This is a genomic window from Aeromonas sp. MR16, assembly GCF_022549315.1.
GTDB classification, from domain to species: domain Bacteria; phylum Pseudomonadota; class Gammaproteobacteria; order Enterobacterales; family Aeromonadaceae; genus Aeromonas; species Aeromonas aquatica.
Genome location: NZ_JAKZFK010000044.1, coordinates 1 through 26,831 on the forward strand (window position 1 = coordinate 1; position 26,831 = coordinate 26,831).

The following is a 26,831-nucleotide window of genomic DNA, read 5'->3' on the forward strand; positions in this document are numbered from 1 at the left end:
CAATACGGCAGTCGGGCATTTCGGCAACGACTGTGGCGCTATCGCATGACCCAGAGCATGAGTCGGCGTGGCAACTGCTGGGATAACGCCCCGATGGAGCGGTTGTTCAGAAGCCTGAAGTCAGAGTTGTAGTGGTCTAATCATCCCGGACACCAGTTTAGGAAGGTCGTCAGATGGTCGGCTGGCCAAGGGGCTCGGTTAAGCCAGCCTGATGGCGCTCTGCAAATGACTGGTTGAGGCCGCTACGATCAGCGTGTCAGTAGAAGAACTAACGAGATGGGACGTTCTGGTAGCCAGGCTAAACGGTAACAATGGCATGGCGGTGTGGGATCGGTGGTTATAGCGACGGAGCTGTTAATCCCTGATGTCAGGCATAAAGAAAAGGGGACGGCGTTTGCCGTCCCCTCAAGTCATCTAGTCCAGTCCCTGAACTGCCATGCTCCCTGCAATCCTTGACTCTTTATCCTGTCCTTTGGAATTTCCCCTTCCCAATCCGTTGGGGTGTCCTGTGGCCGTCCTAGCCTGGCAATCGCTCCTGATTGCTTCACCCTCTCCATCCTGGAGGTGTCCATTACCACATCCCGTGGTGTTCCTTGCGTCTTCCTGACAGATAACCATCCAAGTTATCTCGCTTCATCCTGAAGCCGTTCCTGTCGCCTCCGGCGAGGTTCCTTACATCCTGAAGAGCGATAATCCGTACCACTCTGCCTCGTCCTGAGGGGTCCACCACATCCTGTGGCTGTCCTGTCAATCCTTGGTGATAACCATCCGGGTTATCAACCTCATCCTGAGGTGTCCTGCCACATCCTGTGGCCTTTCCTGTTTATGCGCCGTTTCTGCATCCTGCCGAACCAACGCCGTCCTTGTGAGACCCATAGTAAGGCAACCGAGAACGGGAACAAGGCGTGATCCGCCATTGAAAGCAGCAAGGTAGTGAATAAATATTGAGCTTGCAGAGTAATTTCCATTTTGTATCAATAACTTATTTAGTTTCCTTGGAAAGCATAGCGACCATGGGATGGCTTCACGTACGGTTCAACGATGAGGGGTCTTACAGGGGGAATGGCGGATCTCTTACAACCAAAAACAGGGAGGAAAACGATGGTACAGAAGGTTCAATCAGGGGTGTAAGAGTTAAAATTTTATTGAGTAAATATGCCTGAAAAACAGGCAAAAAGCCGAGACTCATCTCGGCTTTTTGCGCTTTGTCGAAGGATCTGATCAGCTGACCCGGGTACCAGGAGTCGGATATGCCTTACGCAGGGACTCGGGAGCCAGGACTTCCAGGTTGCCGCTCATGTTGTTTAGCCAGGAGCGAAACTCGGGGGTATCCTGCACCTCGGTCTCCACGACCACGCTGCGCTTGTCGTAGCGGGTCATGCGCGGGTTGTGGCCCGGGATCTGGCCATCGATCAGGGTCGGGCAGTTGGCATCGATGCGGCCAACGAAGCGGATGGGGCCGCTGACATCCTGATAGCCTTGCTCGCGGATCAGCTTCTGGATATTGAACTCCTTCGGCTGGGTCGCACTGAAGTTGGTCAGTTCCACGTTCTTGATGTGATCGAACGGGATGCCGTAGACCTTGGGATCCAGCTCGGACAGGGTACAGAGCAGGACGGGGCCATCCGGCTGGTTCAGGATGCCGAGCGGGTTGATGCGGTCATAGCAGAGCCACACGGTGCGCTCCTTGATGACGCGCTGGATCTCGGCGCTGAACTTGCGACCACGCCACAGGGCGTCGCGGATCAGGGTGCTGCGACGGATCTCCGGATTGCCGGCGAAGGGACGTGGCGACTGGTGCACGCTCTCGAGCCAGCGTTCCGCCAGTTCGCTCTGGCTGTCGCGGATGACCTGGCCGGCTTTGTCGATCAGCGGGTTCAATTCGGTCAGCACACTGGCCGGCAGCAGTTGGCTCGCCTGGTCACTCCAGGTTTTCAGGGCCACTGCCAGGGAGAGCGGCATGATGTTGGCAAAGTCGTTGAGGCCGTGGCGCTCGAAACACCAGCCATGGGGTTTGCTGCGCTCATCCGAGGTGAGGTCGAACAGTCCCATACCGGACATCTCTTCCAGGTCCCGTTGCACGGTACGCAGACTGACGTGAATGCCTTCCTCTTCCAGTTTTACCTGAAGTTGGCTGGCGGTCAGCTTGTAAGGGCGGTGCGGGATGCAACGCGCCAAGGTCAGTTGTCGTAACAGCTTCTTACTCATGGTGCATGCCTTCACTGGTTTAGCGTTGAGGTTATCCTAGCCAGCACTTGCGACAGTCTATGTCGCAAGTTTTGCTGCGACAACTGTCGCCATTTTCATACAGGATTCGATAACTCACTGATAGAAATCATAAAATACGCCACACAAGGAGTTATTTGAAGCCTTTTTTATCTAAAAATAATCATGGGACCAGAGTGGCTGTTGTCATTATCAGGAAAAAATGAGTGAGCAGCGGCGCAATGGACGGGAGCAATGAACATGCGAAGCGGGGTGAGGAAGAGGGCAGGAAGGAAAGTGCGGTGAGGGGTTGGCCCTCACCGCAGAGTGGTGATCAGGCAAGCCAGGACCAGGCCGACTTGGTCATGGCGGCACCCACCATGTAGCCAAACACGGTCAGGGCGGCCACGCCTGCGATCAGCTTCTGGTTGCGGCCAGGACGTTTGAGCGCCATGACGCCGAGACCGATGTAGAGCACCAGGGCGATCAGCTTGGCCATCAGCCAGGGTTGCTGGCCCGGGCTCATCTGCAGCGTCACCGCCAGCACCAGCCCGAACAGCAGCAGGAAGGTATCGTTGACGTGGGGCAGAATCTTGAGCCATTTCTGTTGCAGGCGCGGACTGCCGCCGAGGGCAAGGCACCAGCGATAGAGGAACAGCAGCACGCTGATCAGGGCCAGGGTCATGTGCAGGTGTTTGAGCAGGGGATAATAGGCAATCATATTGCTTCCTTGTCGTTGTCGGGCAGACCGCTGTTCCAGTTGTGAGCGTGGGTACGCTCCTGTCCTTCCTGATCGTCTTGCAGCAGATCGGAGAGGATCTCTCTGTATTGCAGGCTCTTGTTGATATAGGTGTGCTCGTCGTCCAGGTAGTTGACCTGCTCGCGCAGCAGCCGGTTGTCGTACTGCTTGAACATCTGGCCGGCGCGCCAGGCCTGGTTGGCCCTAAAGCCCAGCTGGGTCAAGGCCTCCACCCCGAGATCCACCGCCGAGCCCAGGGTTTCCCGGTGCACGCTGTCGACGCCGAGGCGCAGGATCTCGTGCGCCGTGGGTCTGTCCTGAGCGCGCGCCAGTATCTTAAGGTGCGGGAAGTGTTTCTTCACCATTTCAATCACCTCGAGCGAGGTGGCCGGATCGTTGATGGAGAGCACCAGCAGCTTGGCCTTGTGAGCGCCGGCGGCGTGGAGCAGATCGAGCCGGCTGGCATCCCCATAAAACACCTGGTAACCATATTTTCTCAGCATCTCTATCTGGCTGGCGTCCTGCTCAAGGATGGTGGTGCCGATGCCGTGGCCGTGCAGCAGACGACCGACTATCTGCCCGAAGCGGCCGAAGCCGGCGATGATGACCGGATGCTCGACCAACTCGGGTTGCTCGTGCCTGGGTACGTCGTCCCGGTTGCGGTAGTCGAACCAGGGCTGGATCACCTTGTCGTTGAGGATCAGCAGCAGCGGGGTCAGCGCCATGGACAGCGCCACCACCAGGGTCAGCAAGGAGATGGTTGCCCCCGGCAGCACCTTGTTCTGGGCGGCAAACGAGAACAACACGAAGGCGAACTCTCCCCCCTGGGCCAGGGCCAGGGCGAAGGTCCAGCGCTGACTGGGAGAGACCCGCAGAATGAGGCCGAGCGCCATCAGCACTCCCCATTTCAGGAGCATCAGACCTATCACCAGGGTCGGGATAAGCAGCGGGTGATCGGCAAACAGGCCGAAGTCGATGCCGGCTCCCACCGACATGAAGAAGAGGCCGAGCAGCAGCCCCTTGAACGGCTCAATGTCCGCCTCCAGCTCGTGGCGATACTCGCTGTCCGCCAGCACCACGCCGGCGAGGAAGGAGCCGAGGGCGGGGGAGAGGCCCACCGACTCCATCAGCACGGCGATGGCGATCACCAGCAGCAGGGCGGCGGCGACGAAGATTTCCCGCATATGGGACTGGGCGATGGCACGAAACACCGGCCGCATCAGGTAATGGCCGCCCAGCACTATGCCGGCGATGGCGGCGACCACCAGCAGCCCGTGCTGCCAGCCCGCCAGATCGGAATTGCCGTTGCTGACCACAGGCGCTATGGCCAGCAGTGGCAGCACCGCCAGTATGGGGATCACGGCGATGTCCTGGAACAGCAGCACCGCGAAGGCGGATCGCCCGCTCTCGCTCTGCATCAGCTTGCGCTCCTGCAGGCTCTGCAGCACGATGGCGGTGGAGGAGAGCGCCAGGATGAGGCCGATGGCCAGCCCCTGTTGCCAGGGCAGGCCGATGAGATAGCCCACGCCGGTCAGGGCGGCGGTGGTGAGCAGCACCTGCAGGCCGCCGGTGCCGAGGATGGGCCCCTTCAGTTGCCACAGCAGGGCGGGCCTGAGTTCCAGGCCGACCAGGAACAGCATCAGCACCACCCCGAACTCGGCGAAGTGCATCACATCCTTCTGCTCGCCCACCAGGCCGAGCAGGAAGGGACCTATGATGATGCCGGCCAGCAGGTAGCCGAGTACCGAGCCCAGCCCCCAACGCTTGGCCAGCGGCACGGCGATCACCGCCGCCGACAGATAGATCAAGGCATCAAACAGCAATCCGTGTCCCATCAGCGGGCCCTCCATCCGAACAGGGTCGCCCGCGCCAGCGGGATGAGCCGAGGGGATCTCCAGGTGAGTGTCATGACAGCCCCTCCAGTAGATCGCGCAGATAAGCACTCTCATTGAGCTGGGCATGGCTCAGCTGATCGTCGCGCAGGGCGCAGATCAGCTGACGATAGTCCTGGCCGCAGCGGCGCAGGGCCGCCGGATCTTCCAGCTTGTGGAAGGAGTGGAGCACGAAGGGGGGCAACCAGCGCATGCCGCACAGCTGTGCGGTCTGCTGGAACGGCAGCAGGAAGTCGAGCAGCGGTCGCTGGTTGTAACCCGCGCTGCAATAAGACTCGGGCGCACCGCCGGTGGTGATGGCGCTGAGCCACTGCTTGCCTTTGAGTGAATGGGCCTCGGGACCATAGGCGTAACCGTATTCCAGCACCAGATCCATCCACTCCTTCATGATGGCCGGGCAGGAGTACCAGTAGAAGGGGTGCTGGAAGACGATGATGTCGTGTGCGGCCAGCAGCGTCTGTTCACGTTTCACGTCGATGAACATGTCCGGATACTGGTGGTAGAGATCGTGCAGGGTGATGCCCTCCAGGCCGTCGAGCGCCTGCAGCAGCTGCTTGTTGGCCCTGGAGCTCTGCAGCGCCGGGTGTGAGAAGATAACCAGAATGCGTTTCATGGGGTCATAACCTGAGTGGAGACTCGTGTCGACGAAAGAGATATCAGCCGCGACGTTATCAAGAAGTGCGGAGCCTCGCCAGTATGGGGGCTGACGATGCTGCGCTATCTGCACCGCCGGATGTGGCTCTTTTGGCGCCGTAAATGAGGGCCAGTGTGGCATGTCCCACCCGCTATCTCACTCTCTTTTGATCTCCCGCAGGTGGCAGGCTTGACCCTCCCCCGGGGCCAAGGGTTACCATAGGCCTCCTTTGATAACCGAGGTCCGTCATGGTTCTGACCCGCCGCCAACTCGCTCGCGCCCGCCGCTGGCTCCCCCTGTGGAGTCTGCTGATGGTGTTGATGTCGTTTGGCAGCCGGGCGGCGACGGATCTCTGTACCCTGACGCCCCATTGCAGCCAGAGCGAGCGTACCCTGGAGAAAGCCATGCCCTGTGGCAGCTTCACCTCGGCCCTCGCCATGACGGTGCTGAGCGGCGACAGCCTGACGGTGGCCGTACTCGAACCCGATGCCCCGGATTTCCTCTCTCCCTCCCTGTTTATGCCGGATGTGCCGCGCGAGCGGCTCGAACGTCCCCCTCGTCATCTCGGTTGAGTCGATTCTTACCCTATCGTTGGGCATTTCTTCTTATCCGAGGTGAGTTATGTACAAGTCCCTGTTACTGGCCGTGCTGGCCGGTACTCTCAGTTTTTCTGCCCTGGCAACGGAGCGGATGACCGTCTACAAGTCCCAGTATTGCGGCTGCTGCAAGACCTGGATCAAGCACATGGAAGATAACGGCTTTGAGGTCAAGGTCGTGGAAACCGAGGAGCTCGATCCCATCAAGCAGCAATATGGCATTACCCCGCAGCTGGCCTCCTGCCACACCGGGGTGGTGAATGGCTATGTGGTTGAGGGGCATGTGCCCGCCGCCGATGTGCAGAAGATGCTCAAGGAAAAACCGGCGATCCGTGGCCTGACCATTCCGGGCATGCCCCAGAGTGCGCCGGGCATGGACATTCCGGGTCAGCCCTACCAGGTGCTGAGCATCAGCGCGGAGGGCGCGACCAAAGTCTGGTCGAGCTACCCCGGCTGACGAACACTGGTCATGAGCCGGCACTATTCCTAATCATGTGAGGCACACCTGAGCGAACCCGTGCCGCTCATGGCCAGAGGAGAGGGCCACCATCGCGAGATGGTGGCCTTTTTCATGGATTTGGGCCGAATGTCCGGGGATCACTTGCAACCCGGGGCGACAAGGGGCAGATTGATCGCCATTTATTATCACAGGGGTGATGTTCGGGTTTGCCCGCCTTGCCGCCGCCGCGCGGAGTCCTGGGCCGCAGCCTGATCGTCGATGTATGGTGCGGACGCGAGCCCGCCGACCCTGTTACCGCGCAAAGGATGCGACATGTTCATCTTTTCCCGAGGGTTGTTGCTGCTGGCTTGCCTGGCTGCCGCGCCCTGTACCCATGCCAATGAAGAGTCCGCCATGCCTACCAGCGATACCATCACACAGCCGGCTATTCTCCCTCCCGTGGCCGCCAAACATCCCCATACCCTGAAGAAGCACGGGGACGTCCGGGTCGACAACTACTACTGGCTGCGGGACGACGAGCGCCAGAAGCCCGAGGTGCTGGATTATCTCAAGGCCGAGAATGCCTACACCGAGGCCATGCTCAAGCCGACCCAGCCCCTGCGCGAGCAGCTTTATCAGGAGATGGTGGCCCGCATCCCCCAGCAGGACGAGTCGGTGCCCTACGTGAAGAACGGCTACCGCTATCAGACCCGCTATGAGCCGGGCAAGGAGTACGGCATCTACTCCCGCACCAAGCTGGGGGAGAAGGAGGCCAGCCTGATGCTGGACAGTAACCAGCGCGCCGAGGGGCACGAATTCTATGCCCTCGGCGCCCTCGAGGTGAGCCGCAACAACCGCTGGCTGGCGGTGGCGGAAGACTTGCTCTCCCGCCGTCAGTACCAGATCCAGTTCCTGGATCTGGAGAGCGGCAACTGGGCCGGCGACACCCTGGAAAACACCTCCGGCAACCTGGTGTGGGCCAACGACAGCAAGACGGTGTTCTACGTGCGCAAGCACCCCAAGACCCTGCTGCCCTATCAGGTCTATCGTCACGTGCTCGGCACGGATCAGGCCCGGGATCAGCTGGTCTACGAGGAGAAGGACGACAGCTTCTACGTCAGCCTCTACGCCACCACCTCGGAAGACTTCATCGTCATCGCCCTCTCCAGCACCACCAGCGGCGAGGCGCGGCTCATCGATGCCAATGTGCCGACCCAGACGCCGCGGCTGTTCCTGCCCCGTCAGGTGGATCACGAATACAGCCTGGATCACTACCGTGGTCGCTTCTACGTGCGCTCCAACAAGGACGGCAAGAACTTCGGCCTGTATGAGACCAAGGAGAGCCCGGTGGATCGCTGGAAGGCGGTGATAGCCCCGAACCCGGACGTGCTGCTGGAGAGCTATGCCCTGTTCAAGGAGTGGCTGGTGCTGGAGGAGCGCAGCCAGGGGCTGACCCGACTGCGTCAGGTCAACTGGCAGAGTGGCGAGCAAAAGGAGATCGCCTTCGATGATCCCGCCTATGTCACCTGGCTCGCCTACAACCCAGAGCCCGACACCAGCCAACTGCGCTATGGCTACTCCTCCATGACCACGCCGTCCTCCACCTACGAGCTGGACATGGACAGCGACAAGCGCACCCTGCTCAAGCAGCAGGCGGTGGCGGGCTTCGTGCCTGCGAAGTATGCCAGCGAGCGGCTCTGGGTGACCGCCCGTGACGGCGTCAAGGTGCCGGTTTCCCTGGTCTATCGCAAGGACAAGTTCAAGAAAGACAGTCAGAACCCGCTGCTGGTCTATGGCTATGGCTCCTACGGTGCCAGCATGGATCCCGACTTCAGCACCGCGCGCCTGAGCCTGCTGGACCGCGGTTTCGTCTACGCCATCGCCCACGTGCGAGGGGGGGAGGAGCTGGGTCGCGGCTGGTATGAAGACGGCAAGCTGCTCAAGAAACAGAACAGCTTCCACGACTTCATCGACGTGACCGAGGCGCTGGTGGCGCAGGGCTACGGCGCCCAGGATCAGGTCTACGCCATGGGCGGCAGCGCCGGCGGCCTGCTGATGGGGGCCGTCATCAACCAGGCGCCCCAGCTCTATCGCGGGGTAGTGGCGCAGGTGCCATTCGTGGACGTGGTCACCACCATGCTGGACGAATCCATCCCGCTCACCACCGGCGAGTACGACGAGTGGGGCAACCCGAACCAGAAGCGCTACTACGACTACATGAAGGCCTACAGCCCCTACGATCAGATCAAGGCGCAGGCGTACCCGAATCTGCTGGTCACCACAGGCTTGCACGACTCCCAGGTGCAGTACTGGGAGCCCGCCAAGTGGGTCGCCAAGCTGCGGGAGCTGAAGACGGACCATAACCTGCTGCTGCTCAACACCGACATGGATGCCGGCCACGGCGGCAAGTCGGGCCGCTTCAAGGCCTATGAGGACATCGCACTGGAGTTCGCGTTTATCCTGGACCTGGCCAAGCCCAAGGCATAAACCGCTGGGGCTTTATCCCGGCAACAGAAAGGCCTGGCGCCCTCCGATCATGGGGCGCCGGGCCTTCTGCTATCCGGGCATGCCTGCCCCAGGAGCTTGTCTCTATGCCGGGCCTGACGGCGCCGCAGGCCCGGTGACATGATGCGCAGTTGTTAAAACGCACTGGCTCAATTGCCGCTGGCGACACCTCGTCCGGAGGCATCAGGTTCTGCTGCTACAGGGCGATCTTATTTTTATTTATTCCGTATATCTAACGATTTAAAGCATAATCAACTGCCGCGCAAACCCTTGTCAGACAAGGTCCGCAATAGAATCTCGCCTTCCCACCGCCTGGTCTCGCCTGATGACTCGCTCAATTAATCCTTGATCAGACAATTGATGATCCGCTTCAAATTTCTCGCTATTTAAATCCGTCATTTTGCCGTTTTGTTTGATTTATGTTGGCGGTATGTGCCTAATCAAGTGGTTGCAACTTTGATCTGACCCTCTTCTGGTCAAATCACCCAGAGTCGGCATGAGGCTGACTGTCTCACCACAGGATGATGGTGACTTTGGGCAGGGCCAGCGGTGCCCGACCCTTTCCTCACACGAGGTCGTATCGTCAGGTCCAGTCTTGATACGGGCCTGGCTCATATTCACCCGGGAATCGGGTGAGATAAAACAATGAAAAGGATGAAAAGCATGAAAGGATTAACCCTGGCGTGTGCCTTGTCGGCTGCCCTGGTTGGCGTCTCGTTTGGTGGTCAGGTCCAGGCGCAGGAGCGCTTCGTGACGATCGGCACCGGCGGCCAGACCGGTGTCTACTATGTGGCGGGCCAGTCTATCTGCCGTTTCCTCAACCGCGGCGCCGCCGATCACCAGATCAAATGCAACGCCCCGGCCAGCGGCGGCGGTGTGGCCAACGTCAACGGCATCCGCAGCGGTGAGTTCAACTTCGGCATCATGCAGTCCGACCACCAGTACAAGGCGATGAAGGGGCTGGCTCCCTTCCAGGCCGAGGGGGCTATGGACGACATGCGCGCCGTCTTCTCCCTGCAGAGCGAGGTGTTCACCATACTGGCCCGGCGCGATGCCAAGATCGCCAGCTTCGACGATCTCAAGGGCAAACGCGTCAACATCGGCAACCCGGGCTCGGGCCAGCGCGACACCATGGAAGAGATCATGGCGGTCAAAGGCTGGAAGAAGGGCGACTTCGGCCTGGTCTCCGAGCTGAAACCGGCGGAGCAGGCCTCGGCACTTGGCGACAACAACATCGATGCCATGAGCTATTTCGTCGGTCACCCGAACGGTGCCATCCAGGAAGCCTCCACCACCACGGACGCCGTGCTGGTGCCGGTGACCGGGGCCGACATCGACAAGCTGCTGGCCGAGAAGAGCTACTACAGCAAGGCCGAGATCCCCGGTGGCCTCTACAAGGGCAGCGACCAGCCGACCCCGTCCATCGGCGGCAAGGCGGTGCTCTCCACCAGCGCCAAGGCGGATCCTGAAGTGGTCTATCAGCTGGTCAAGTCGGTGTTCGACAACCTGGACCGCTTCAAGCGCCTGCACCCGGCCTTCGCCGATCTGAAAGAGGCCGACATGATCAAGGTGGGTCTCTCCGCCCCGCTGCATGAAGGCGCCGCTCGCTACTACAAAGAGCGCGGCTGGCTCTGATCCCCGGCCCACGGGCCCTTGTGATGCCATTCAACACCCGTCTGCCGCTTCCTCTGTCGCAGCGGGTGTTGTTCTTGTTGTACTCGTAGGCAGATGTAAATCCTATGCAAGATAAAGAACTCTCCACCGAGGAGCTGATCGCCCAGGACGTGGGCGCCCGGCTGCCGCTCGGCCTCATGGGCTGGCTCATTACCGGACTGGCGCTGGCCTGGTCCCTGTTCCAGCTCTGGATCGCCTCACCGCTGCCCTTCATGCTGGGGGTGGGCGTCCTCAACGACACCGAGACCCGTGCCATCCACCTCGGCTTCGCCCTGTTGCTGGCCTACCTGGTGTTTCCGGCATTCCGCCGCTCCCCCCGGGATAGAGTCCCGCTCGGGGATATCGCCCTCGGCCTCATCGCCGCCGGCGCCGCCATCTACCTGTTCGTGATGTACGAGGCCCTGGCCCAGCGCCCCGGTAACCTCACCACCGCCGATCTGGTGACCGCCTGCATCGGCATCCCGCTGCTGCTGGAGGCGACCCGCCGCGCCCTTGGGCCCGCCCTGGCGGTGATCGCCCTGGTGTTTCTCGGCTACAGTCTGGCCGGTCCCTGGATGCCGGGGCTGCTGGCCCACCGCGGGGTGAGCTTCACCGCCCTGGCCAACCACCAGTGGATCACCACAGAGGGGGTGTTCGGCATCGCCCTCGGGGTCTCCACCAGCTTCGTGTTCCTGTTCGTGCTGTTCGGTGCCCTGCTGGAGCGGGCCGGCGCCGGTCACTACTTCATCCAGCTCGCCTTCAGTCTGCTCGGCCACCTGCGCGGCGGGCCGGCCAAGGCAGCCGTGGTCGCCTCGGCGCTGACCGGGGTCATATCCGGTTCCTCCATCGCCAACGTGGTCACCACCGGTACCTTCACCATTCCCATGATGAAGCGGGTCGGCTTCTCCAAGGAGAAGGCGGGGGCGGTCGAGGTGGCCTCCTCGGTCAACGGCCAGATCATGCCGCCGGTGATGGGGGCCGCCGCCTTCCTGATGGTGGAGTACGTGGGCATTCCCTATGTGGAGATCATCAAGCACGCCTTCCTGCCGGCGACCATCTCCTACATAGCGCTGCTCTACATAGTGCATCTGGAGGCGCTCAAGCTCGGCATGGAGCCCATCGGTAATCACCAGCCGAAACCCTGGCTGCGTCGTCTGACCGGCTTCGCCTTCGGCGCCGCCCTGATCAGTGGCCTGTCGATGGCGGTCTATTACGGGCTGGGCTGGCTCAAGCCGGCGCTGGGGGACTACGCCCTGCCGGGGGTCGCCCTGCTGCTGGCGGCCGCCTATCTGGGGCTGCTCAAGATAGCGGCCAGCAATGAGCCACTGCCCGCCGAAGATCCGGACCAGCCGCTGACCGAGCTGCCCGACACCCGCGCCGTGCTGCTGTCCGGCCTGCACTTCCTGCTGCCGGTGGTGGTGCTGGTGTGGTGCCTGATGGTGGAGCGGTTGTCGCCGGGACTGTCGGCCTTCTGGGGCACCGTCATGCTGACCATCATATTGCTGACCCAGCGGCCGCTGCTGAACTGGCTGCGCACCGACGGCAAGCATGACTACGGCTCGGCCCGCGATGGCCTGGTGGATCTGAGGGAGGGCCTGGTGGCCGGTGCCCGCAACATGATCGGCATCGGCATCGCCACCGCCACCGCCGGCATCATAGTGGGCGCCGTCTCCCAGACCGGGGTCGGCCTGGTGCTGGCGGATCTGGTGGAGTTTCTCTCCATGGGCAACCTGCTGCTGATGCTGCTGCTGACCGCCCTGCTGAGCCTGATCCTCGGCATGGGGCTGCCCACCACCGCCAACTACATAGTGGTGTCCAGCCTGCTGGCGCCCGTGGTGGTGACGCTCGGCCAGCAGAACGGCCTGCTAGTGCCGCTCATCGCGGTGCACCTGTTCGTGTTCTACTTCGGCATCATGGCGGACGTGACCCCGCCGGTGGGGCTGGCGTCGTTCGCGGCGGCGGCCGTCTCCAAGGGGGATCCCATCAAGACCGGGATCACCGCCTTCTACTACAGCCTGCGCACCGCGGCCCTGCCCTTCCTGTTCATCTTCAACACCGATCTGCTGCTGATCGACGTGGACTTCGCCCACGGCGTGCTGATCTTCATCGTGGCCACGGTGGCCATGCTGATCTTCGCCGCCGCGACCCAGGGCTGGTTCCTGGCGCGCAGCCGCTGGTACGAGAGCCTGCTGTTGCTGCTGGTGGCCTTCACCCTGTTCCGCCCCGGTTTCTGGATGGACATGGTGCAGGATCCCTATCGCGACACTGCGCCGACCCAGTTCGCCCAGACCCTGGGGGAGGTGGAGGCGGATAGCACGCTGCGACTGCGGATCCAGGGGGAAGATGCGGTGGGCAAGCTGCGTCAATCCACGGTGCTGCTGGCGGTACCGGCCGGTGCCGATGGCGAAGAGCGATTGGCCAGCCTGGGGCTGGCCCTGTACGAGCAGGACGGCAAGACCCTGATCGACAACGTCACCTTCGGCAGTCCGGCGGCAGCGGCCGGCATGGAGTTTGACCAGGAGATCCTCTCCGTCAAGGCGCCCACCGAACGCTGGCACAAGGAGCTGATGTGGTTACCTGGCTTCCTGCTGTTTGCGCTGGTGGTCTGGCTGCAGCGGCGACGGATCCCGCGTGCGTGATGCGCGGCCAATAAAAACGGCGCCCTCGAGGCGCCGTTTTCAATATCGGGATCCTTACTCTGGCTGCTGCTCTTGCAGCAGACTCAGGTTCTGCTGTTCCAGCGGGCTCAGGCCGAGTTGTTCACAGGCCTGTTCGAAGCTGATTCCCACATATGACACATCACGATGTCGATACCGGGACTGAGCTATTCCGACAGCTCCTGCGCCTGTATCTGGCTCAGAGTCTGTTGCTCCAGCGGGCTCAGGCCGAGCTGTTCACAGGCCTGTTCGAAGCTGATCCCCAGATGACACATCATGATGTCCATACTGGGAGGGCTAGTTTGACTGAGCCTGCTGCTGCAACTGATCCAGAGCCTGTTGCTCCTGCGGGCTCAGGCCCAGCTGCTCGCAGGCTTGCTCGAAGCTAATCCCCAGATGACACATCATGATGTCGATAGCGGGCAGATAGTTGGTCATTGCGTCTTCCATGGTGATCTTCCTGAGCTGATTCTTATGCCCGAGCCGCGGGGGCGGGGCAATTAGACTTTAGGCGTAGAGTGCCATCTACTGCATTCCCCCTGCCACTGGTCGGGGGAATTTGTTAATCTGGCAGTCATTAAAGAGGTTGCCATCCGAGCGCGAGCAACCGATGAGGAGCAGGGCATGTTATTGAGTTTCTTGATCATCGCATCGGGCTGGTGGCATATCCGCACCGCCTACGGCTCAGACTCCCGTCAGTTCTATATCAGCAAGCCGCTGACCATGCTGTTTATCATAGCGCTGGCCTTTGGCTACCAGAGTGACGACCACAATGGCTCCCACGCCTGGATCCTGCTCGGCCTCTGCCTGTCGCTGGCGGGGGACGTGCTGCTGATGCTGCCAAAGGATCGCTTCATCCAGGGGCTGGCGGCATTCTTTGTCGCACATGTCTGCTATATCGTCGGCTTCGCCCAAGGGCCGCTGGTGCTCAAGCTGGTGGATGGCCTGATGCTGCTGCTGGTGGCGGGCCTGGTGTTCGGCCTGCTGTGGGGCAAGCTCGGGGAGATGAAGATCCCGGTGTTCTGCTACATGCTGGTGATCATCGGCATGGCCTGGGTGGCCGCCGGTGCCTGGCATGCCTCGCTCACGGCGGGCTGCTCCGCCGCTCTGGTGGGGGCATTGATGTTCCTGTTCTCCGACAGCATGCTGGCGCTGGACAGGTTCCGCCGCCCCTTCCCCCATGCCAAGGCCTGGATCATGAGCAGCTACTATGCCGCCCAGTTCCTGATTGCCGCCTCCCTGGCGGGTTGAGCCACGGCACGAGTGCCAAACCGACCATAAAAAAACGGGCCTGCTGGCCCGTTTTTCGTTGCTGCGTCATGCCTCCATCGGCTCGGCGTCGGCGGCCCTGGGGGGCGGCTGCTTGAGCAGCAGCATCATGGCGCTGGCGATGAGCAGGAAGACCCCCATCACGAAGAACACCTGGTTGTACGCCATGATGGTGGCCTCCCGGTTGATGGTGTTCGACAGCATGGCCTGGGCCTGCAACTGTGCCTGCTCCGGGCCGGCACCTTGCGCCATCATGCTCTGGGCCAGCTGCAGCAGGTAGCTCTGCCCCTCTATGCTGCTGGCGGCGAGCGTGCTGCTGATGTTGCTGAACTGGATGCGGGTGTCGTTGTCCAGCATGGTGGCAATCATGGCGATGCCGAAGGCGCCGCCGAGGTTGCGCAGCACGTTGAGCAGGGTGGAGGAGGAGGGGATCTCGTCCGGGGTCAGGCTGGCGGTCGCCACCAGGGAGAGCGGCACCATGATGAAGGGCTGGCCCAGCGCCCGCACGATCAGCGACTGGATCAGCTGGGGCCCGGCGTAGTCGGCGCTCATGTTCATGTTCATGAAGCAGCTTATCCCGAAGATCAGGAAGCCGAAGCTCACCAGATAGCGCGGATCTATCTTGGTCACCAGCCTGGGCACCAGCGGCAGCACCAGCAGTTGGGGCAGCCCCATCCACATCAGCACCTCGCCGATTTCCAGCGCGTTGTAGTTGTGGATCTGGGTCATGTAGAGGGGCAGCACATAGATGGAGCCCATCAGCCCCATACCGAGCACCAGGTAGGCGAAGCAGGCCATGGCGAAGCGCGGGCTGTGCAGCAGCCGCAGGTTGACCAGCGGGTGGCGGCGCAGCAGCTGACTGATAACGAAGAAGATCAGCGCCACCACGGAGATGACGGTGAGCCGCACTATGAAGCTGGAACCGAACCAGTCCTCCCTGTTGCCCTCCTCCAGCACCACTTCCAGCAGGCCCAGCCCCACCGCCATGGTGAGGATCCCGACCAGATCCACCCGTTTGATCACCTCCCAGTCCACCGCCTTCTTGTCCAGACCGTGGGCCAGCATGGCCATTACCAGCAGGCCGGGAGGCACGTTCAGATAGAAGATGTAGTGCCAGGAGAACTGCTCCGTCAGCCAGCCCCCCAGGGTCGGCCCTATGGTGGGAGCGAAGGTGGCACAGAGGCCGAACAGCGCCATGCCGGTAGCCCGCTTGTGCAGCGGCAACAGGCTGATGATGAGGGAGAAGGCCATGGGGATGAGGGCGCCGCCGGTGAAGCCTTGCAGGGCCCGGAACACGATCATGCTGGTGAGGTTCCAGCTGAACGAGCAGAGCACGGAGGCGACGATGAAGGCGCCCGTGCTCCACAGCATGTAGCGGCGGGCGCTCAGGCCCCGGCTGAGCCAGCCGCTCAGGGGGATGGCGATCATCTCCGCCACCAGATAGGAGGTGGAGATCCAGGAGCTCTCGCTCAGGGTGGCCGACAGGGCTCCCTGAATGTCCTTCAGGGAGGCGTTGGTGATCTGGATGTCGAGGATGGCCATGAAGGCGCCGATGAGGCCCCCCATGACCGCGATCCAGTTGCGACGCGGGATGGCTTCCATCAGTGGGCCGCGACCACGGGCTCGGGATCACGGGTGTCGACGATCACCTCGGTGGAGAGGCCGGGCCTCAGCTTGCCAGCCAGCACGCCGGGTTCAGGGATGCGGATCTTGACCGGCACCCGCTGCACGATTTTCGTGAAGTTGCCGGTGGCGTTCTCCGGCGGCAGCAGGGCGAACTTGGCACCGGTGGCGGGGGCCAGGCTGTCGATGATCCCCTCGACCGGTTGATCCGGATAGGCATCCAGGATCACCTCGACCTTCTGACCCGGTTGCATCTTCTGCAGCTGGGTCTCCTTGAAGTTCGCCTCGACCCAGACCTGCTGCAGCGGCACCAGGCTGGCGACCTGCATGCCGGACTGCACGTAGAGACCTTCCCGCAGGCTGCGCTTGCCGATGATGCCGTCGGCCGGGGCCCGCAGTTCGGTGTAGCCGAGTTCCAGCCTCGCCTGCTCGAGTTGAGCCTCGCTCAGGGCCAGTCTGGCTAGATTCTGCTTGGCCTCCGCATCCAGTACCAACAGGCGCTCGCGGGCGGCCTGCAGGGCGGCCTTGGCCTCCTGCATCAGGGCCTGATTGACGCGCAAGCCCGCCTTCACCTCGTCCAGGTTGTCCTGGGAGCTGTAGTTGCGCTGCTTGAGCTGGCCGATGCGATCGACCTGTTGGCGGGAGCGCACCTGCTCGGCGTCGACCGAGGCGACCTTGGCGTCGGCCTGGCGGATCAGACTGAGCTGCTGGATGCGGGTGGCGGCGAGGTTCTCGGCGGTCGCCTGATTGAGGTGCAAGTCAGCCTCGGCCTCGATCACCTTGGCCTTGTATTCCCGATCGTCCAGGCGGGCGATCAGCTGCCCCGCCTTCACCTCCTGATTGTCGGTCACCAGCACCTCGCTGATATAACCGGGCAGCTTGGAGCCGATGCCGGTCACCTCGCTCTGCAGATAGGCGTTGTCGGTGCTCTCGAAGTAACGGCCGTGCAGATACCAGTAAGCGGCGAACAGCACGCCGAGCAGGGCCAGCAGCAGCGCGGCCAGCAGGGGGATCTTCTTGTGTTGACTCATGATTTTGGTTTTTCCTGAACTGTGGGGGGCAGGCTAACATCGGCCGACTGTTTCGATTAGTATCCATTCATGAGATATACAGTTTCACTGGTGAGACAATGGACCTGAATGCCGCCTTAATCCTCGTGCGCATCGTCGACAAGGGCTCCTTCACCGCCGCCGCCCAGGAGCTGGGGATGACCAAGGCGACGGTGAGCCGCCGCATCGCCGAGCTGGAGCAGCGGCTCGGCGTGCGGCTGCTCTACCGTTCCACCCGCCAGCTCACCCTGACCGAGGCCGGAGAGCAATATTATCTGCGCTGCAGCAAGGCAGTGGAGGAGCTGGCCCAGGCCGAGCTGATGCTGAGCGCCAGCCAGCAGGAGGTGACCGGCACCCTCAAGCTGGCGGTGCCCATCGAGACTGGTCAGCTGGTGGTCGGCCGGCTGGTGGCGAATTTCCTGCAAGCCTATCCGGGCCTGCGAGTCGATCTGGAGCTGACCAATCGCATCGTGGATCCCATCAGCGAGGGGCTGGATGCCATAGTGCGGATCGGTGACATGAGCGACTCCAATCTGGCGGCGCGGCGACTGTGGAGCACCGGGCGCCTGCTCTGCGCCAGCCCGGATTATCTGGCGCGCAGCCCGGCGATCACCCGACCCGAGGATCTGGTGCAGCACCAGCGGGTGGCGGTCAGCAGCGGCTTTCTGGCCTCTCACTGGTGTTTTGAACTGGATGGGCGCGAGGTGCTGGTGGATCCCCCTTCCCGCTTCCAGGTCAACAACATCACCTGCGCAAGGGAGGCGGCCAAGGCCGGGTTGGGGCTCGCCTCCCTGCCCGCCATGTTGTGCCATGATGAGCTGGCCGAAGGCTCCCTGGTGGCCTTGTTGCCGGACTGGCAGCAGCCCAAGGTGCCGATCTACCTGCTGTTCCCGGAGCGGCGGTTGATGCCGCGCAAGTTGCGGGTGTTTATCGATTTTCTGATAGCCAATGGGCCAGAGTACGGTATCGACAACTTGCTGTGAGCGGCGAGGCTGTCAAGGTCGGGACATGAATGAATATGAGCGCACTGTGAGGACAAGACATGGAACAGTGGATTAATCTCTATCGGCTCTCCCACTCGCTGGGAGCTTATGCCTGAGAGGGTGATAGCGCTGGCGCCGATGACCGTATCGACAAGCAGTATTGAGGACAAGACATGGAGCCATGGATCAATTTGTATCGGGCCTCTCACTCGCTGGAAGCTTATGCCCTGAAGGGGGCACTGGAAGTCGAAGGGGTGCTGGTGCGGCTCAGCGGAGAAGGGTTGTCGGGGGCGCTGGGGGAGCTGCCGGTGGATCTGCTGCAGGTCACCCTGCTGGTGCGCGAGCAGGATCGCAGCCGGGCAGGGCGGATCATCGAGCGCTACCAGCAACGCCAGGGCAATGGCTGGCTGTGCGGCCAGTGCGGGGAGGAGAACGGCGCCAACTTCGACATCTGCTGGCGCTGTCATCACGATCCCCACGAGCACTGATTACCCTCATCCTCGAGCTTTCACCCGCCTTATTTGAAAAAGCGTGGGAGAAGGGAGTAAAGAGCACCAATAGGTTGCGGAAAGCGCACCTCAACGCGGGAAGTCGATGTCCTCGCCCGCGTTGGCATCGTGATAGGTTTCCAGGTCCAGCTCCCCCTCGCTGCGGGCGATCAGCACGGACACCAGGATATCCCCCGAAACGTTGACCGTGGTGCGCGCCATGTCCAGCAGGCGATCGATGCCGGCGATGAGGGCCACCCCTTCCAGTGGCAAGCCCACCGCGGTGAGCGTCAGCGTCAGCAGCATCAGCCCGGTGCCCGGAGTGCCGGCGGTGCCGATGCTGGCCAGGGTTGCGATGCTGATGATGGTCAGGTAATCCACCAGGTGCAGATCCACGCCAAACGCCTGCGCCACGAACAGGGCCGTCACCCCCTGATAGAGCGCGGTGCCGTCCATGTTGATGGTGGCGCCTATGGGCAGCACCTTGGCGGTGATGGCGGGGGAGACTCCTAACCGGCGCTCGGCGCAGGCCAGGCTGATGGGCAGGGTGCTGCTGCTGGAGCTGCTGGTGAAGGCGATTGCCTGGGCATCCAGGATGCTCTTGAAGTAGTGCAACGGGTTGAGGCGGGCCAGCAGGATCAGCAGGCTGCTGTAAACGCCGAGCACGTGCAGCAGGCAGCCGAGGTAGACGGCACCTATCACCTTGAGTAGCGGCAGCAGCAGATCCAGCCCGTACTTGCCCGTCATCCAGGCCATCAGGGCACAGACGCCGTAGGGCGCCAGCGTCATCACCATCTGGGTCAGCTTGAACATGCCCTCCGCCAGGGAGGTGAAGAACAGGATGGCGGGCCGGCCGCGGCGGCCGCTGGCGTTGAGGGCGAGGGCGAGGGCCACCGCGAACACGATCACCTGCAGGATCTTGCCATCCACCATGGCCTGGATCGGGTTGCGCGGCACCAGATGGCTGAGCACGCTGGCCAGGGTCGGTTGCACTACCACACCGGTCCGCTCGTAAGGCCCCATATTGGCACCCATGCCGGGCTCCAGCAGCCAGCCCATCATCAGCCCGATGCAGATGGCGATGGCGGTCGAGCACAGATAGAGGCCGATGGCCTTGCTGCCGATCCGATCCAGGGTCTTGCCCTTGAGCAGGGAGGTGAGGCCGGCGATGACGGAGCAGAAGATGAGGGGCACCATCAGCATCTGTATGGTGTTGACGAACAGGACGCCGATGGGTTTGAGCAGCAATGCCTGCTCACTGAAGCCGAGCCCGAGCCCTATCCCGGTCAGCATGCCGAGCAGTGTCTTCAACCAGAGCGGGCGGCGGGTCCAGATCCGCCAGGGCTTGAGGGCCAATCCATGGAACAGCATGACGCCGATGTCCTTATTTTCTGTCTGCGATGGCAAAAAGGGGCGCCAGTGTAGCCATCCCCTGCCCAGGTTGCCACATTATCGACAAAGCGGTGCTCACGGCCAGCCCGCGGTTGTTAAAAACGCCAATTTATTGGTTTACATCAAGATCGGATTTGGCCATTCCGGCTTTAATGGACATCTGACATGATAATTAGCGAGGTTTGAGATGTCCCAGTCGATACATGGTCACGAAGTGATGGAGATGATGCTGACCCAGGATGGCCAGTTTACCCGCGCCAGCCTCAAGCAGGCGATCGATGCGCATTTCGGTGCCGAGGCCCGTTTTCACACCTGCAGCGCCAGAGAGATGGATGCAGAGGCCCTGATCGAACTGCTGGCCAAGCGCGGCAAGTTCATCGAGTCGGAGCAAGGCTTCCAGACCCGCGCCGACAAGATCTGCAATCACGGCTGAGGCCGGCGGCGAGCCGTGTCCTGCGGCTCGCGCAATCTTCTTCCCTTTGTTAGTATTTCCCCCTCTTTTTCTCTGTCGAAGGCTTGGCCCGGGCATTGCCCGTCAATCGTATGGATACTTTCTCCGCTGCCGTCATGTTGTTTCTGATCATGGATCCGCTGGGCAACCTGCCGGTCTTCCTCTCCATCCTGCGACATGTCGACCCCAAACGACGGCGCAAGGTGATGATCCGTGAGCTGTTGTTCTCCCTGGCCATCATGCTGGGCTTCCTGTTTGCCGGTCAGCAGATCCTGAGCTTCCTCAATCTGCGCCAGGAGGCGGTGAGCATCGCCGGGGGCATCATCCTGTTCCTCATCGCCATCAAGATGATCTTCCCGACGCCCGGTGGGGTGACCGGGTTGGCCGCCGGCGAGGAGCCCTTCCTGGTGCCCATGGCCATCCCCATGATCGCGGGTCCGTCCATCCTGGCCTCTCTGCTGCTGCTGGCGAACCAGGAGCCGACCCGGATGGCGGACTGGTCGCTGGCCCTGCTACTGGCCTGGGGCGCCAGCGCCGTGATCCTGATGTTCTACGAGCTGTTCAACAAGCTGCTGGGTGAGCGAGGACTCACCGCAGTGGAGCGGCTGATGGGCATGCTGTTGGTGATGATCTCGGTGCAGATGCTGCTGGACGGCGTGCACCATTATCTGGCGGTGACCGGCCAGAACTGACCGTCAGCATGATTGCGTGAATGAACGGGGCTGCACAGAGCCCCGTTTTTTTGCCTGTGAAACGGCGCACCGGCAGTCAGTGCCGACGCTCAGGATCCTTCGGTCGCTGAGGTTTCCAGCTTGCTCATGATAAAGGCGAGCAGGGTCTCCCCTAGCCAGCGCCGATACTCAGGATCCTTCGGTCGCCGAGATTTCCAGCTTGCTCATGATAAAGGCGAGCAGGGTCTTCCCTAGTCAGCGCCGATACTCAGGATCCTTCGGTCGCCGAGGTTTCCAGCTTGTTCATGATGAGGGCGAGCAGGGTTTCCCGCAGCCAACGGTGGCCCGGATCCTCCTCGTGACTCTGGTGCCAGATCAGCAGGTGGGAGATGCTGTCCAGCGCGATGGGCAGCGGCAGCGGCACCAGCGGGTAGACCTGGGTCGCGTGGCGGGCATAGAGCTTGGAGAGGGTCACTATCATGTTCGAATGCATCCCCATCCGCAGCGCCGCCTCGAACGAGGGCACGGTCGCCTCTATCCGGCGATAGAGATCCTGCTCCGCCAGCTTGTGATCCAGCATCCAGCGATCCCGTCCCTCGCAATAGGTCTGCACATGGGGATAGGCCAGGTAGCGGGTGAGATCCCATTCGGTTTCGTGCAGCGCCGGGTGATCCTGCTGTACCAGGCAGGTGAGGTCATCGATGGCGAGCAACCGCTGGCAGATGCTGCCGGGCAGGGTGTCGAGCCGGTAGTCGGAGGTGATGCAGTTCTCCCGCACCGTGAAGGCGATGTCTACCTGGCCCTGGCTCATCTCGGTCAGGCTGTGCTCGGTCCACTCCTCGTAGCGCAGCCGGATCCCCGGCGCCTGGCGCTTGAGTTCGCTCAGGTAGAGGGGGGCGAACAGGGTGAAGGCGCTGTCCATGCTGGCGATGACGAACTCGCGCTCGGTATGGGCAGGATCGAAATCCGGCGGCTGGATCAGGTTGTCCAGCGACAGCAAGATGGGCTGCAACTGCTGCTGCAGACCGAGGGCGCGGGGAGTGGGCTCCAGCCCGTAGGCGGAGCGCACGAACAGGGGATCGTCGAAGGTGTCCCGCAGGCGGCCCAGGGCCTTGCTGACGGCCGATTGACTCAGGTGCAGGCGGCGGGCGGCCCGGCTGCCATTGCGCTCCTCCAGCAAGACTTGCAGGATAATCAATAAATTAAGGTCTATGCGCCCGAGCTGTTCCAGCAACATGATATGAATCTCCTTCAATTCTTAGATGAATTTATACCATTTGTTTTCATATCTTGGCGACCCTATGCTCGAAACGTCTCACGCCGTTATGGCATTGCTACAGGATGTAGTAGTTGAGGGGGACAAGTAGCACCGATTCGTACGGCGACCATGGGTCGCCGTATTTTTTTTGCCGATTGATTCACAAACTTGCACCTGCCTTGATTTCGCCCAACAATCGCTACGCGTTCTTTTGATACAAGCTATCGATATCAATCAGTCAGGAGCATCCCCATGGGACTCGGTGGAATTCATATCTGGCATTTGTTGATCCTGCTCGTGGTCGTCGTTCTGGTGTTTGGTAGTAAACGCCTGGCCGGCGCCGGAGAGGATCTGGGCACCGCCATCAAGGATTTTCGCAAGGCCTTGCGTAACGATGATACGCAGCCGAAATAAGTAGGAGTTGAATGATGTCTGTAAAAGAGATAGTGCAGGAAACCTGTGAGAGCTGTGGCAGCATGGCCGAGATCGGCACCATCATAGGTGAGGGTGACGAGCTGATGGAGCTGGTGATCGAGGCCGCGACAGAAGCCGATGCTCGCGCCAAGCTGGCGGCCTATGAGGCACTGGCCAAGCAGGTGACTGCCGAGGCCAGCGTCAGCAGCGAGCTGAGCCAGGGTGGCGAGGGCGTGATCCTCAAGGCTCGCCTGCAATTCACCTGCACCGCCGAGAAGCTGATCTTCGAGTTGCGTGCCCGCTCAGTCTGAGCAATCTGATGATACGGCAGGCCCGCCTGCCGTATTGACCCTGCAGCCGCAGCTCCCCGTTCTATAGTGAGTTATCCCACGGACGGCTCGCCCGATACGAGTCGGTCAACAGAAGGAGAGAGGATGCGGCTATGGATCTGGGGCCTGTTGGCCTGCTGGTGTCTTCCTCTGCTGGCGGTGGATCCCCTGCCCCGGCCAGAGAGTACTCCTCCACGCGTAGTGGACGTCAAACCGAAACGCTTGCCCCAACCCGGGGACCTCGAACACATCCTGCAAAAAAAAGAGCTCAGGGCCCTGGTGGTCTATGAACGGGGCTTCTTCTTCTTCGACAAGGGCGCCCAGTACGGCATCCTGGTCAATCAGCTGCAAGGCTTCGAGCGCTGGCTAAACAAGACCTATCTCGCCAAAGAGAAGCTCAAGCTCAAGATCATCTACATCCCGGTCCGTCAGGACAAGCTGCTGGACTATCTCACCGAGGGGCGCGGCGATCTGGTGGCGGCCACCATGACGGTGACGCCGACCCGGCGTGAGCAGGTCACCTTCTCTGCTCCCATCATCTCGCCCATCGAGGAGTGGGTGGTGAGCCAGCGTGCCTTGCCAGGTTTCAACCGTATCACCCAGCTGTCGGGGCGGCGGATCTGGGTGCGGGCCAGCTCCAGCTACTACGAGAGCCTGCACCAGCTCAACTGGCTGTTTCGCGAGCTGGGGCTGCCCCCGGTGTACATAGAGACGGTGCCCGAGTATCTGCAGGACGGGGATCTGATGGAGATGGTGGCCGCCGGCATCATACCGCTGACCGTGACCGACAGCTTCAAGGGGCGGATCTGGCTCGACATGATAGGGGGCCTCAAAGCGCACAAGCTGATCCCGCTGCGAGACAAGGGGCGCAGCGCCTGGGCCCTGCGCAACAACAGCCCCGAGCTGCTCAAGGCGGTGAACGCCTATATCTCGGAGTCAAGCAAACGCACCCTCTACAGCGACATGACCCTGCGCCGCCTGCTGGCCCAGAGCGAGCAGATGAGCAACATATTGGCGCCAGACCCCCTGGGGCGGCTGTCGACCATCCGCCAGGTACTCGAGACCCAGGCCGGCAAATACAAGCTGGACTGGCTGATGCTGGCGGCACTTGGTTACAAGGAGTCGGGGCTCAATCCCAATGTCGGCTCCCACGGCGGGGCGGTCGGCATCATGCAACTGCTGCCGAGCACCGGCGGCGTCGTGGGGATCCGCGGGGCCCGACTCAGCAGCCTGGAGGGCAATGTGGAGGCGGCCTGCCGTTACCTGCGGCACATTCTGGATACCTATTTCAACGACCCCGGGATGGACAATATCAATCGTCATCTGTTCGCGCTGGCGGCCTACAACGCGGGCCCGAACCGGGTGCAGGCGTTGCAGGTCAAGGCCAAAGAGAGGGGGCTGGATCCGAACGTCTGGTTTGGCAACGTGGAGCAGCTGGTGGCCAACGAGGTCGGCCAGGGGCCCATCAACTATGTCGGCACCATCTACAAATACTACGTGGCCTATCGTTTCAGTCTGCCTCAGCTGGAGGGCAAGTCCGAGGCTATCTCCGACGCCAAAGAGGCGGTACAACCCTGAGCATTACCCTGAGTGCTGACTCTGATGAGCGGCGCCGGGGGCTTCCCACCCTTGATCCCGGTGTTGCAGATACCAGGGGGCAAGTGGCCTGGCCGGGGTGGGATCCGGTTGGCTGGCCTGGGGCCTATGGCACAGAGAGGGGCGGTCACAGAGTTCCATGGTCGACTCCTTGGCTCGTGGCGATCGGGGGGCTGTCCGGGTTATGCCATGGCCCCATGACAAGGAGATGACGCTTGATCCCCGCCGAATTTGCCCTGCTCGACGATCCTGCCACGGCCCTGAGGGTGCGCTGCCAGCTGATCCGTGGGGCCCGCAGCCGGATCCAGGCCCAGTATTACAGCTGGGAGGAAGACAATAGCGGCAAGCTGCTGTTGTCCGAGCTGCTGCATGCGGCCAGGCGCGGGGTGCGGGTGCAACTGCTCATCGACGACCTCTATGCCGGCGACAACCGTTTCCTGGAGGTGGTGGCCCATCAGCCCGGCATCGAGGTGCGGCTGTTCAATCCGTTCTGGTTCAGGGGCTGGCGTCCGCTGGCCCTGCTGCTCGAAGGCCTGCTCAGCTTTAGACGCATCAACCATCGCATGCACAACAAGCTGTTGCTGGTGGATGGCTGCCAGGGGGTGATCGGTGGCCGCAACATCGGCGATCGCTACTTTGGCCTGGGAGAGGCGCCTCACTTCATCGATCTGGATATCGTCTGCCGGGGGGCCCTCTGCCAGCAGGCCGGGCAGGGCTTCAGTCTGTATTGGCAGAGCCGCTGGAGTCGCCCCATCCGACGCCTGTGGCGACGCGCCCTGCAGCCTGCCGAGATAGCCGCCGTGAACGACTTCCTGCTCACCTTGACCGAGCCGGCGGTGGCTGCCGTCTACGATCTACCCGCCAGCCTGTTCGACGACGAGCCCGTGCCCCTGTGCTGGCATCAGGGTCAGGGCACCTTCTGGTTCGATCGCCCCGGCAAAGGGCTGATCTCCCGACCGACCATGGCAGTCGAGTTGGGGCGCAAGCTGGCCGGCAACCGGGGGGCGCTGCGGTTGGTGAGTCCTTACCTGATCCTGACGCGCGGGCTGCGCCGTCGTCTCAAACGGCAGCGGCAGGCGGGGGTGAGCATCGGGATCCTGACCAACTCCCTGGCCAGCACCGATGTGCCGCTGGTATATGGCGCCTATCGCCGTCATCGCCCCTGGCTGGTGCGGCAGGGAATTACGCTGTTCGAGCTGGAAGGGGATGCGCAGAGCCTGCATGCCAAGCTGATCCTGATGGGAGAGGAGGAGGCACTGCTCGGCAGCTTCAATCTGGATCCCCGCTCCCTGATGCTCAACACCGAGCTGATGTTGCACCTGCGTTGCCCCGCGCTCTGCGCCGAGTTGCAGCAGTGGCTGACGGGCTGGCAGCAGGCCGCCGTGCGGCGGGATGCACCGCCTCCCTCGGCACTGCGACGGCTGCTGGCGCGGTTGAGCAAGGGGTTGTCGTTACTACACCCCTGGTTGTGAGGGCCAAGCTTGTGCGAGATCTCGCAAAGCCTTGTGCGCCATAGAAGACATTCGTTGCGAGGCGATGTCGAAATAATGCTATATCGCATTGTTTTTAATCATTTTGTGCCTGGACCTGAATCAGGTGGCCCTCAGAGTGATTGCATAGTTGTCTGCAAAAAATGGTTTTTTATTTTATTTAACTGCGTAGTATTTCAACTGCAAGGACAAACACGGTGGCTGGTCTGCCGTGTGGGTGAAGGTGATGAGGGTACTTGGTCGGTCGGATTGCTCCGGCAGACGCCCGGATCGGGAGCGGAAACCCGTGAAGCGGCATCCGTACCCCTTATGGCCGGATCCCAATATGGAACATGCTATTTGCGAGGGGGTGACATGCGAATGTCGCCCCACTTTTTTATGGCTATGTCCCAATTACGTGTTGCATGGGGCGCCCCAGCGCCTCATGCAAGCAATGCGGGATATCCACTGCCTGCCCATAACGCTCCAACATCCTTCGCCAGCCCAGATAATTCCTCA

24 protein-coding genes and 2 pseudogenes are annotated in these 26,831 nt (G+C 61.7%); 15 read left to right on the forward strand and 11 right to left on the reverse strand.

Features of this window, described 5'->3' with window-relative positions:
- A pseudogene (locus tag MM194_RS20390) lies at positions 1 to 126 on the forward strand (IS3 family transposase); the annotation flags it as partial.
- 1,095 nt (positions 127 to 1,221) lie between these two features.
- Here the strand turns inward: MM194_RS20390 and MM194_RS20395 are convergent.
- The 4 genes from MM194_RS20395 to MM194_RS20410 form a co-directional block, all read right to left on the reverse strand.
- Entirely contained in the window at positions 1,222 to 2,208 is a 987-nt protein-coding gene (locus tag MM194_RS20395) for a WYL domain-containing protein (RefSeq protein ID WP_033131618.1), read from the reverse strand.
- Positions 2,209 to 2,539: 331 nt separating this feature from the next.
- Positions 2,540 to 2,926, reverse strand: a complete 387-nt coding sequence (locus MM194_RS20400) for a SirB2 family protein (RefSeq protein WP_241344744.1) — start codon at positions 2,924 to 2,926, stop codon at positions 2,540 to 2,542.
- Positions 2,923 to 4,779: a monovalent cation:proton antiporter-2 (CPA2) family protein gene (locus MM194_RS20405; RefSeq protein WP_241344745.1), complete on the reverse strand. Its 1,857-nt coding sequence runs from the start codon at positions 4,777 to 4,779 to the stop codon at positions 2,923 to 2,925. The genes MM194_RS20400 and MM194_RS20405 overlap by 4 nt, the downstream gene beginning before the upstream one ends.
- A gap of 70 nt (positions 4,780 to 4,849) precedes the next feature.
- On the reverse strand, positions 4,850 to 5,449 hold the full coding sequence (locus MM194_RS20410) for an NAD(P)H-dependent oxidoreductase (protein WP_241344747.1): 600 nt from the start codon (positions 5,447 to 5,449) through the stop codon (positions 4,850 to 4,852).
- Positions 5,450 to 5,718: 269 nt separating this feature from the next.
- On the opposite strand from MM194_RS20410, the gene MM194_RS20415 reads away from it, so the two are divergent.
- The 5 genes from MM194_RS20415 to MM194_RS20435 all read left to right on the forward strand — a co-directional run bounded on the left by MM194_RS20415 (position 5,719) and on the right by MM194_RS20435 (position 13,302).
- A complete protein-coding gene (locus MM194_RS20415; protein ID WP_033131622.1) occupies positions 5,719 to 6,042 on the forward strand; it encodes a hypothetical protein in 324 nt (107 codons plus the stop codon).
- Between the two features lie 49 nt (positions 6,043 to 6,091).
- Positions 6,092 to 6,523, forward strand: coding sequence for a DUF411 domain-containing protein (locus MM194_RS20420; protein ID WP_042642740.1), 432 nt, complete (start codon positions 6,092 to 6,094; stop codon positions 6,521 to 6,523).
- 315 nt (positions 6,524 to 6,838) lie between these two features.
- Entirely contained in the window at positions 6,839 to 8,992 is a 2,154-nt protein-coding gene (locus MM194_RS20425; RefSeq protein ID WP_241344749.1) for a S9 family peptidase, read from the forward strand.
- 681 nt (positions 8,993 to 9,673) lie between these two features.
- The gene (locus MM194_RS20430; RefSeq protein WP_241344750.1) at positions 9,674 to 10,645 is read left to right on the forward strand and encodes a TAXI family TRAP transporter solute-binding subunit; all 972 of its coding nucleotides are present in this window, start codon (positions 9,674 to 9,676) and stop codon (positions 10,643 to 10,645) included.
- Between the two features lie 104 nt (positions 10,646 to 10,749).
- Positions 10,750 to 13,302 (forward strand): TRAP transporter permease, encoded by a 2,553-nt coding sequence (locus MM194_RS20435; RefSeq protein WP_241344752.1) that lies wholly within the window; start codon positions 10,750 to 10,752, stop codon positions 13,300 to 13,302.
- 315 nt (positions 13,303 to 13,617) lie between these two features.
- Here the strand turns inward: MM194_RS20435 and MM194_RS20440 are convergent, their stop codons facing one another.
- Complete coding sequence (locus MM194_RS20440; protein WP_152599334.1) at positions 13,618 to 13,770, reverse strand: hypothetical protein; 153 nt, start codon at positions 13,768 to 13,770, stop codon at positions 13,618 to 13,620.
- A 174-nt stretch (positions 13,771 to 13,944) separates the two neighbouring features.
- On the opposite strand from MM194_RS20440, the gene MM194_RS20445 reads away from it, so the two are divergent.
- Complete coding sequence (locus MM194_RS20445) at positions 13,945 to 14,571, forward strand: lysoplasmalogenase (RefSeq protein WP_033131627.1); 627 nt, start codon at positions 13,945 to 13,947, stop codon at positions 14,569 to 14,571.
- A 66-nt stretch (positions 14,572 to 14,637) separates the two neighbouring features.
- Here MM194_RS20445 and MM194_RS20450 read toward each other — a convergent pair whose 3' ends face one another.
- Together MM194_RS20450 and MM194_RS20455 are read right to left on the reverse strand one after the other, a co-directional pair.
- A complete protein-coding gene (locus MM194_RS20450) occupies positions 14,638 to 16,191 on the reverse strand; it encodes a DHA2 family efflux MFS transporter permease subunit (protein ID WP_241344754.1) in 1,554 nt (517 codons plus the stop codon).
- Positions 16,191 to 17,243 carry an HlyD family secretion protein gene (locus MM194_RS20455; protein ID WP_241344756.1) on the reverse strand — a complete coding sequence of 351 codons (1,053 nt, stop codon included), beginning with the start codon at positions 17,241 to 17,243 and terminating at the stop codon, positions 16,191 to 16,193. Before MM194_RS20455 ends, MM194_RS20450 begins: the two co-directional genes overlap by 1 nt.
- Before the next feature lie 98 nt (positions 17,244 to 17,341).
- Here MM194_RS20455 and MM194_RS20460 point away from each other — a divergent pair, with 98 nt between their 5' ends.
- Positions 17,342 to 18,244, forward strand: coding sequence for a LysR family transcriptional regulator (locus tag MM194_RS20460; RefSeq protein ID WP_241344758.1), 903 nt, complete (start codon positions 17,342 to 17,344; stop codon positions 18,242 to 18,244).
- 173 nt (positions 18,245 to 18,417) lie between these two features.
- Positions 18,418 to 18,732 (forward strand): DUF2007 domain-containing protein, encoded by a 315-nt coding sequence (locus tag MM194_RS20465; protein ID WP_033131631.1) that lies wholly within the window; start codon positions 18,418 to 18,420, stop codon positions 18,730 to 18,732.
- A 90-nt stretch (positions 18,733 to 18,822) separates the two neighbouring features.
- Here MM194_RS20465 and MM194_RS20470 read toward each other — a convergent pair whose 3' ends face one another.
- Entirely contained in the window at positions 18,823 to 20,103 is a 1,281-nt protein-coding gene (locus tag MM194_RS20470; protein ID WP_033131632.1) for a dicarboxylate/amino acid:cation symporter, read from the reverse strand.
- A gap of 208 nt (positions 20,104 to 20,311) precedes the next feature.
- Between MM194_RS20470 and MM194_RS20475 the strand changes: the two genes are divergently transcribed.
- Positions 20,312 to 20,557 carry a YecH family metal-binding protein gene (locus MM194_RS20475; RefSeq protein ID WP_241344759.1) on the forward strand — a complete coding sequence of 82 codons (246 nt, stop codon included), beginning with the start codon at positions 20,312 to 20,314 and terminating at the stop codon, positions 20,555 to 20,557.
- Between the two features lie 110 nt (positions 20,558 to 20,667).
- Positions 20,668 to 21,267 (forward strand): YhgN family NAAT transporter, encoded by a 600-nt coding sequence (locus MM194_RS20480; protein ID WP_033131634.1) that lies wholly within the window; start codon positions 20,668 to 20,670, stop codon positions 21,265 to 21,267.
- A 247-nt stretch (positions 21,268 to 21,514) separates the two neighbouring features.
- Here the strand turns inward: MM194_RS20480 and MM194_RS20485 are convergent, their stop codons facing one another.
- A complete protein-coding gene (locus tag MM194_RS20485) occupies positions 21,515 to 22,483 on the reverse strand; it encodes a LysR substrate-binding domain-containing protein (RefSeq protein ID WP_241344760.1) in 969 nt (322 codons plus the stop codon).
- Between the two features lie 273 nt (positions 22,484 to 22,756).
- Between MM194_RS20485 and tatA the strand changes: the two genes are divergently transcribed.
- The 3 genes from tatA (at position 22,757) to MM194_RS20500 (ending at position 24,825) form a co-directional block, all read left to right on the forward strand.
- Positions 22,757 to 22,918, forward strand: a complete 162-nt coding sequence (gene tatA, locus MM194_RS20490) for a twin-arginine translocase TatA/TatE family subunit (protein WP_033131636.1) — start codon at positions 22,757 to 22,759, stop codon at positions 22,916 to 22,918.
- 14 nt (positions 22,919 to 22,932) lie between these two features.
- The gene (locus tag MM194_RS20495; protein ID WP_033131637.1) at positions 22,933 to 23,229 is read left to right on the forward strand and encodes a YfcZ/YiiS family protein; all 297 of its coding nucleotides are present in this window, start codon (positions 22,933 to 22,935) and stop codon (positions 23,227 to 23,229) included.
- A 123-nt stretch (positions 23,230 to 23,352) separates the two neighbouring features.
- A complete protein-coding gene (locus tag MM194_RS20500) occupies positions 23,353 to 24,825 on the forward strand; it encodes a lytic transglycosylase F (RefSeq protein WP_241344762.1) in 1,473 nt (490 codons plus the stop codon).
- A 3-nt stretch (positions 24,826 to 24,828) separates the two neighbouring features.
- Here the strand turns inward: MM194_RS20500 and MM194_RS20505 are convergent, their stop codons facing one another.
- Positions 24,829 to 24,984 (reverse strand): hypothetical protein, encoded by a 156-nt coding sequence (locus tag MM194_RS20505; protein ID WP_193354280.1) that lies wholly within the window; start codon positions 24,982 to 24,984, stop codon positions 24,829 to 24,831.
- A 74-nt stretch (positions 24,985 to 25,058) separates the two neighbouring features.
- Between MM194_RS20505 and MM194_RS20510 the strand changes: the two genes are divergently transcribed.
- Positions 25,059 to 26,315, forward strand: coding sequence for a phospholipase D family protein (locus tag MM194_RS20510; protein WP_241344764.1), 1,257 nt, complete (start codon positions 25,059 to 25,061; stop codon positions 26,313 to 26,315).
- Between the two features lie 400 nt (positions 26,316 to 26,715).
- Here the strand turns inward: MM194_RS20510 and MM194_RS20515 are convergent.
- Positions 26,716 to 26,831, reverse strand: a pseudogene (locus MM194_RS20515) (IS1595 family transposase); the annotation flags it as partial.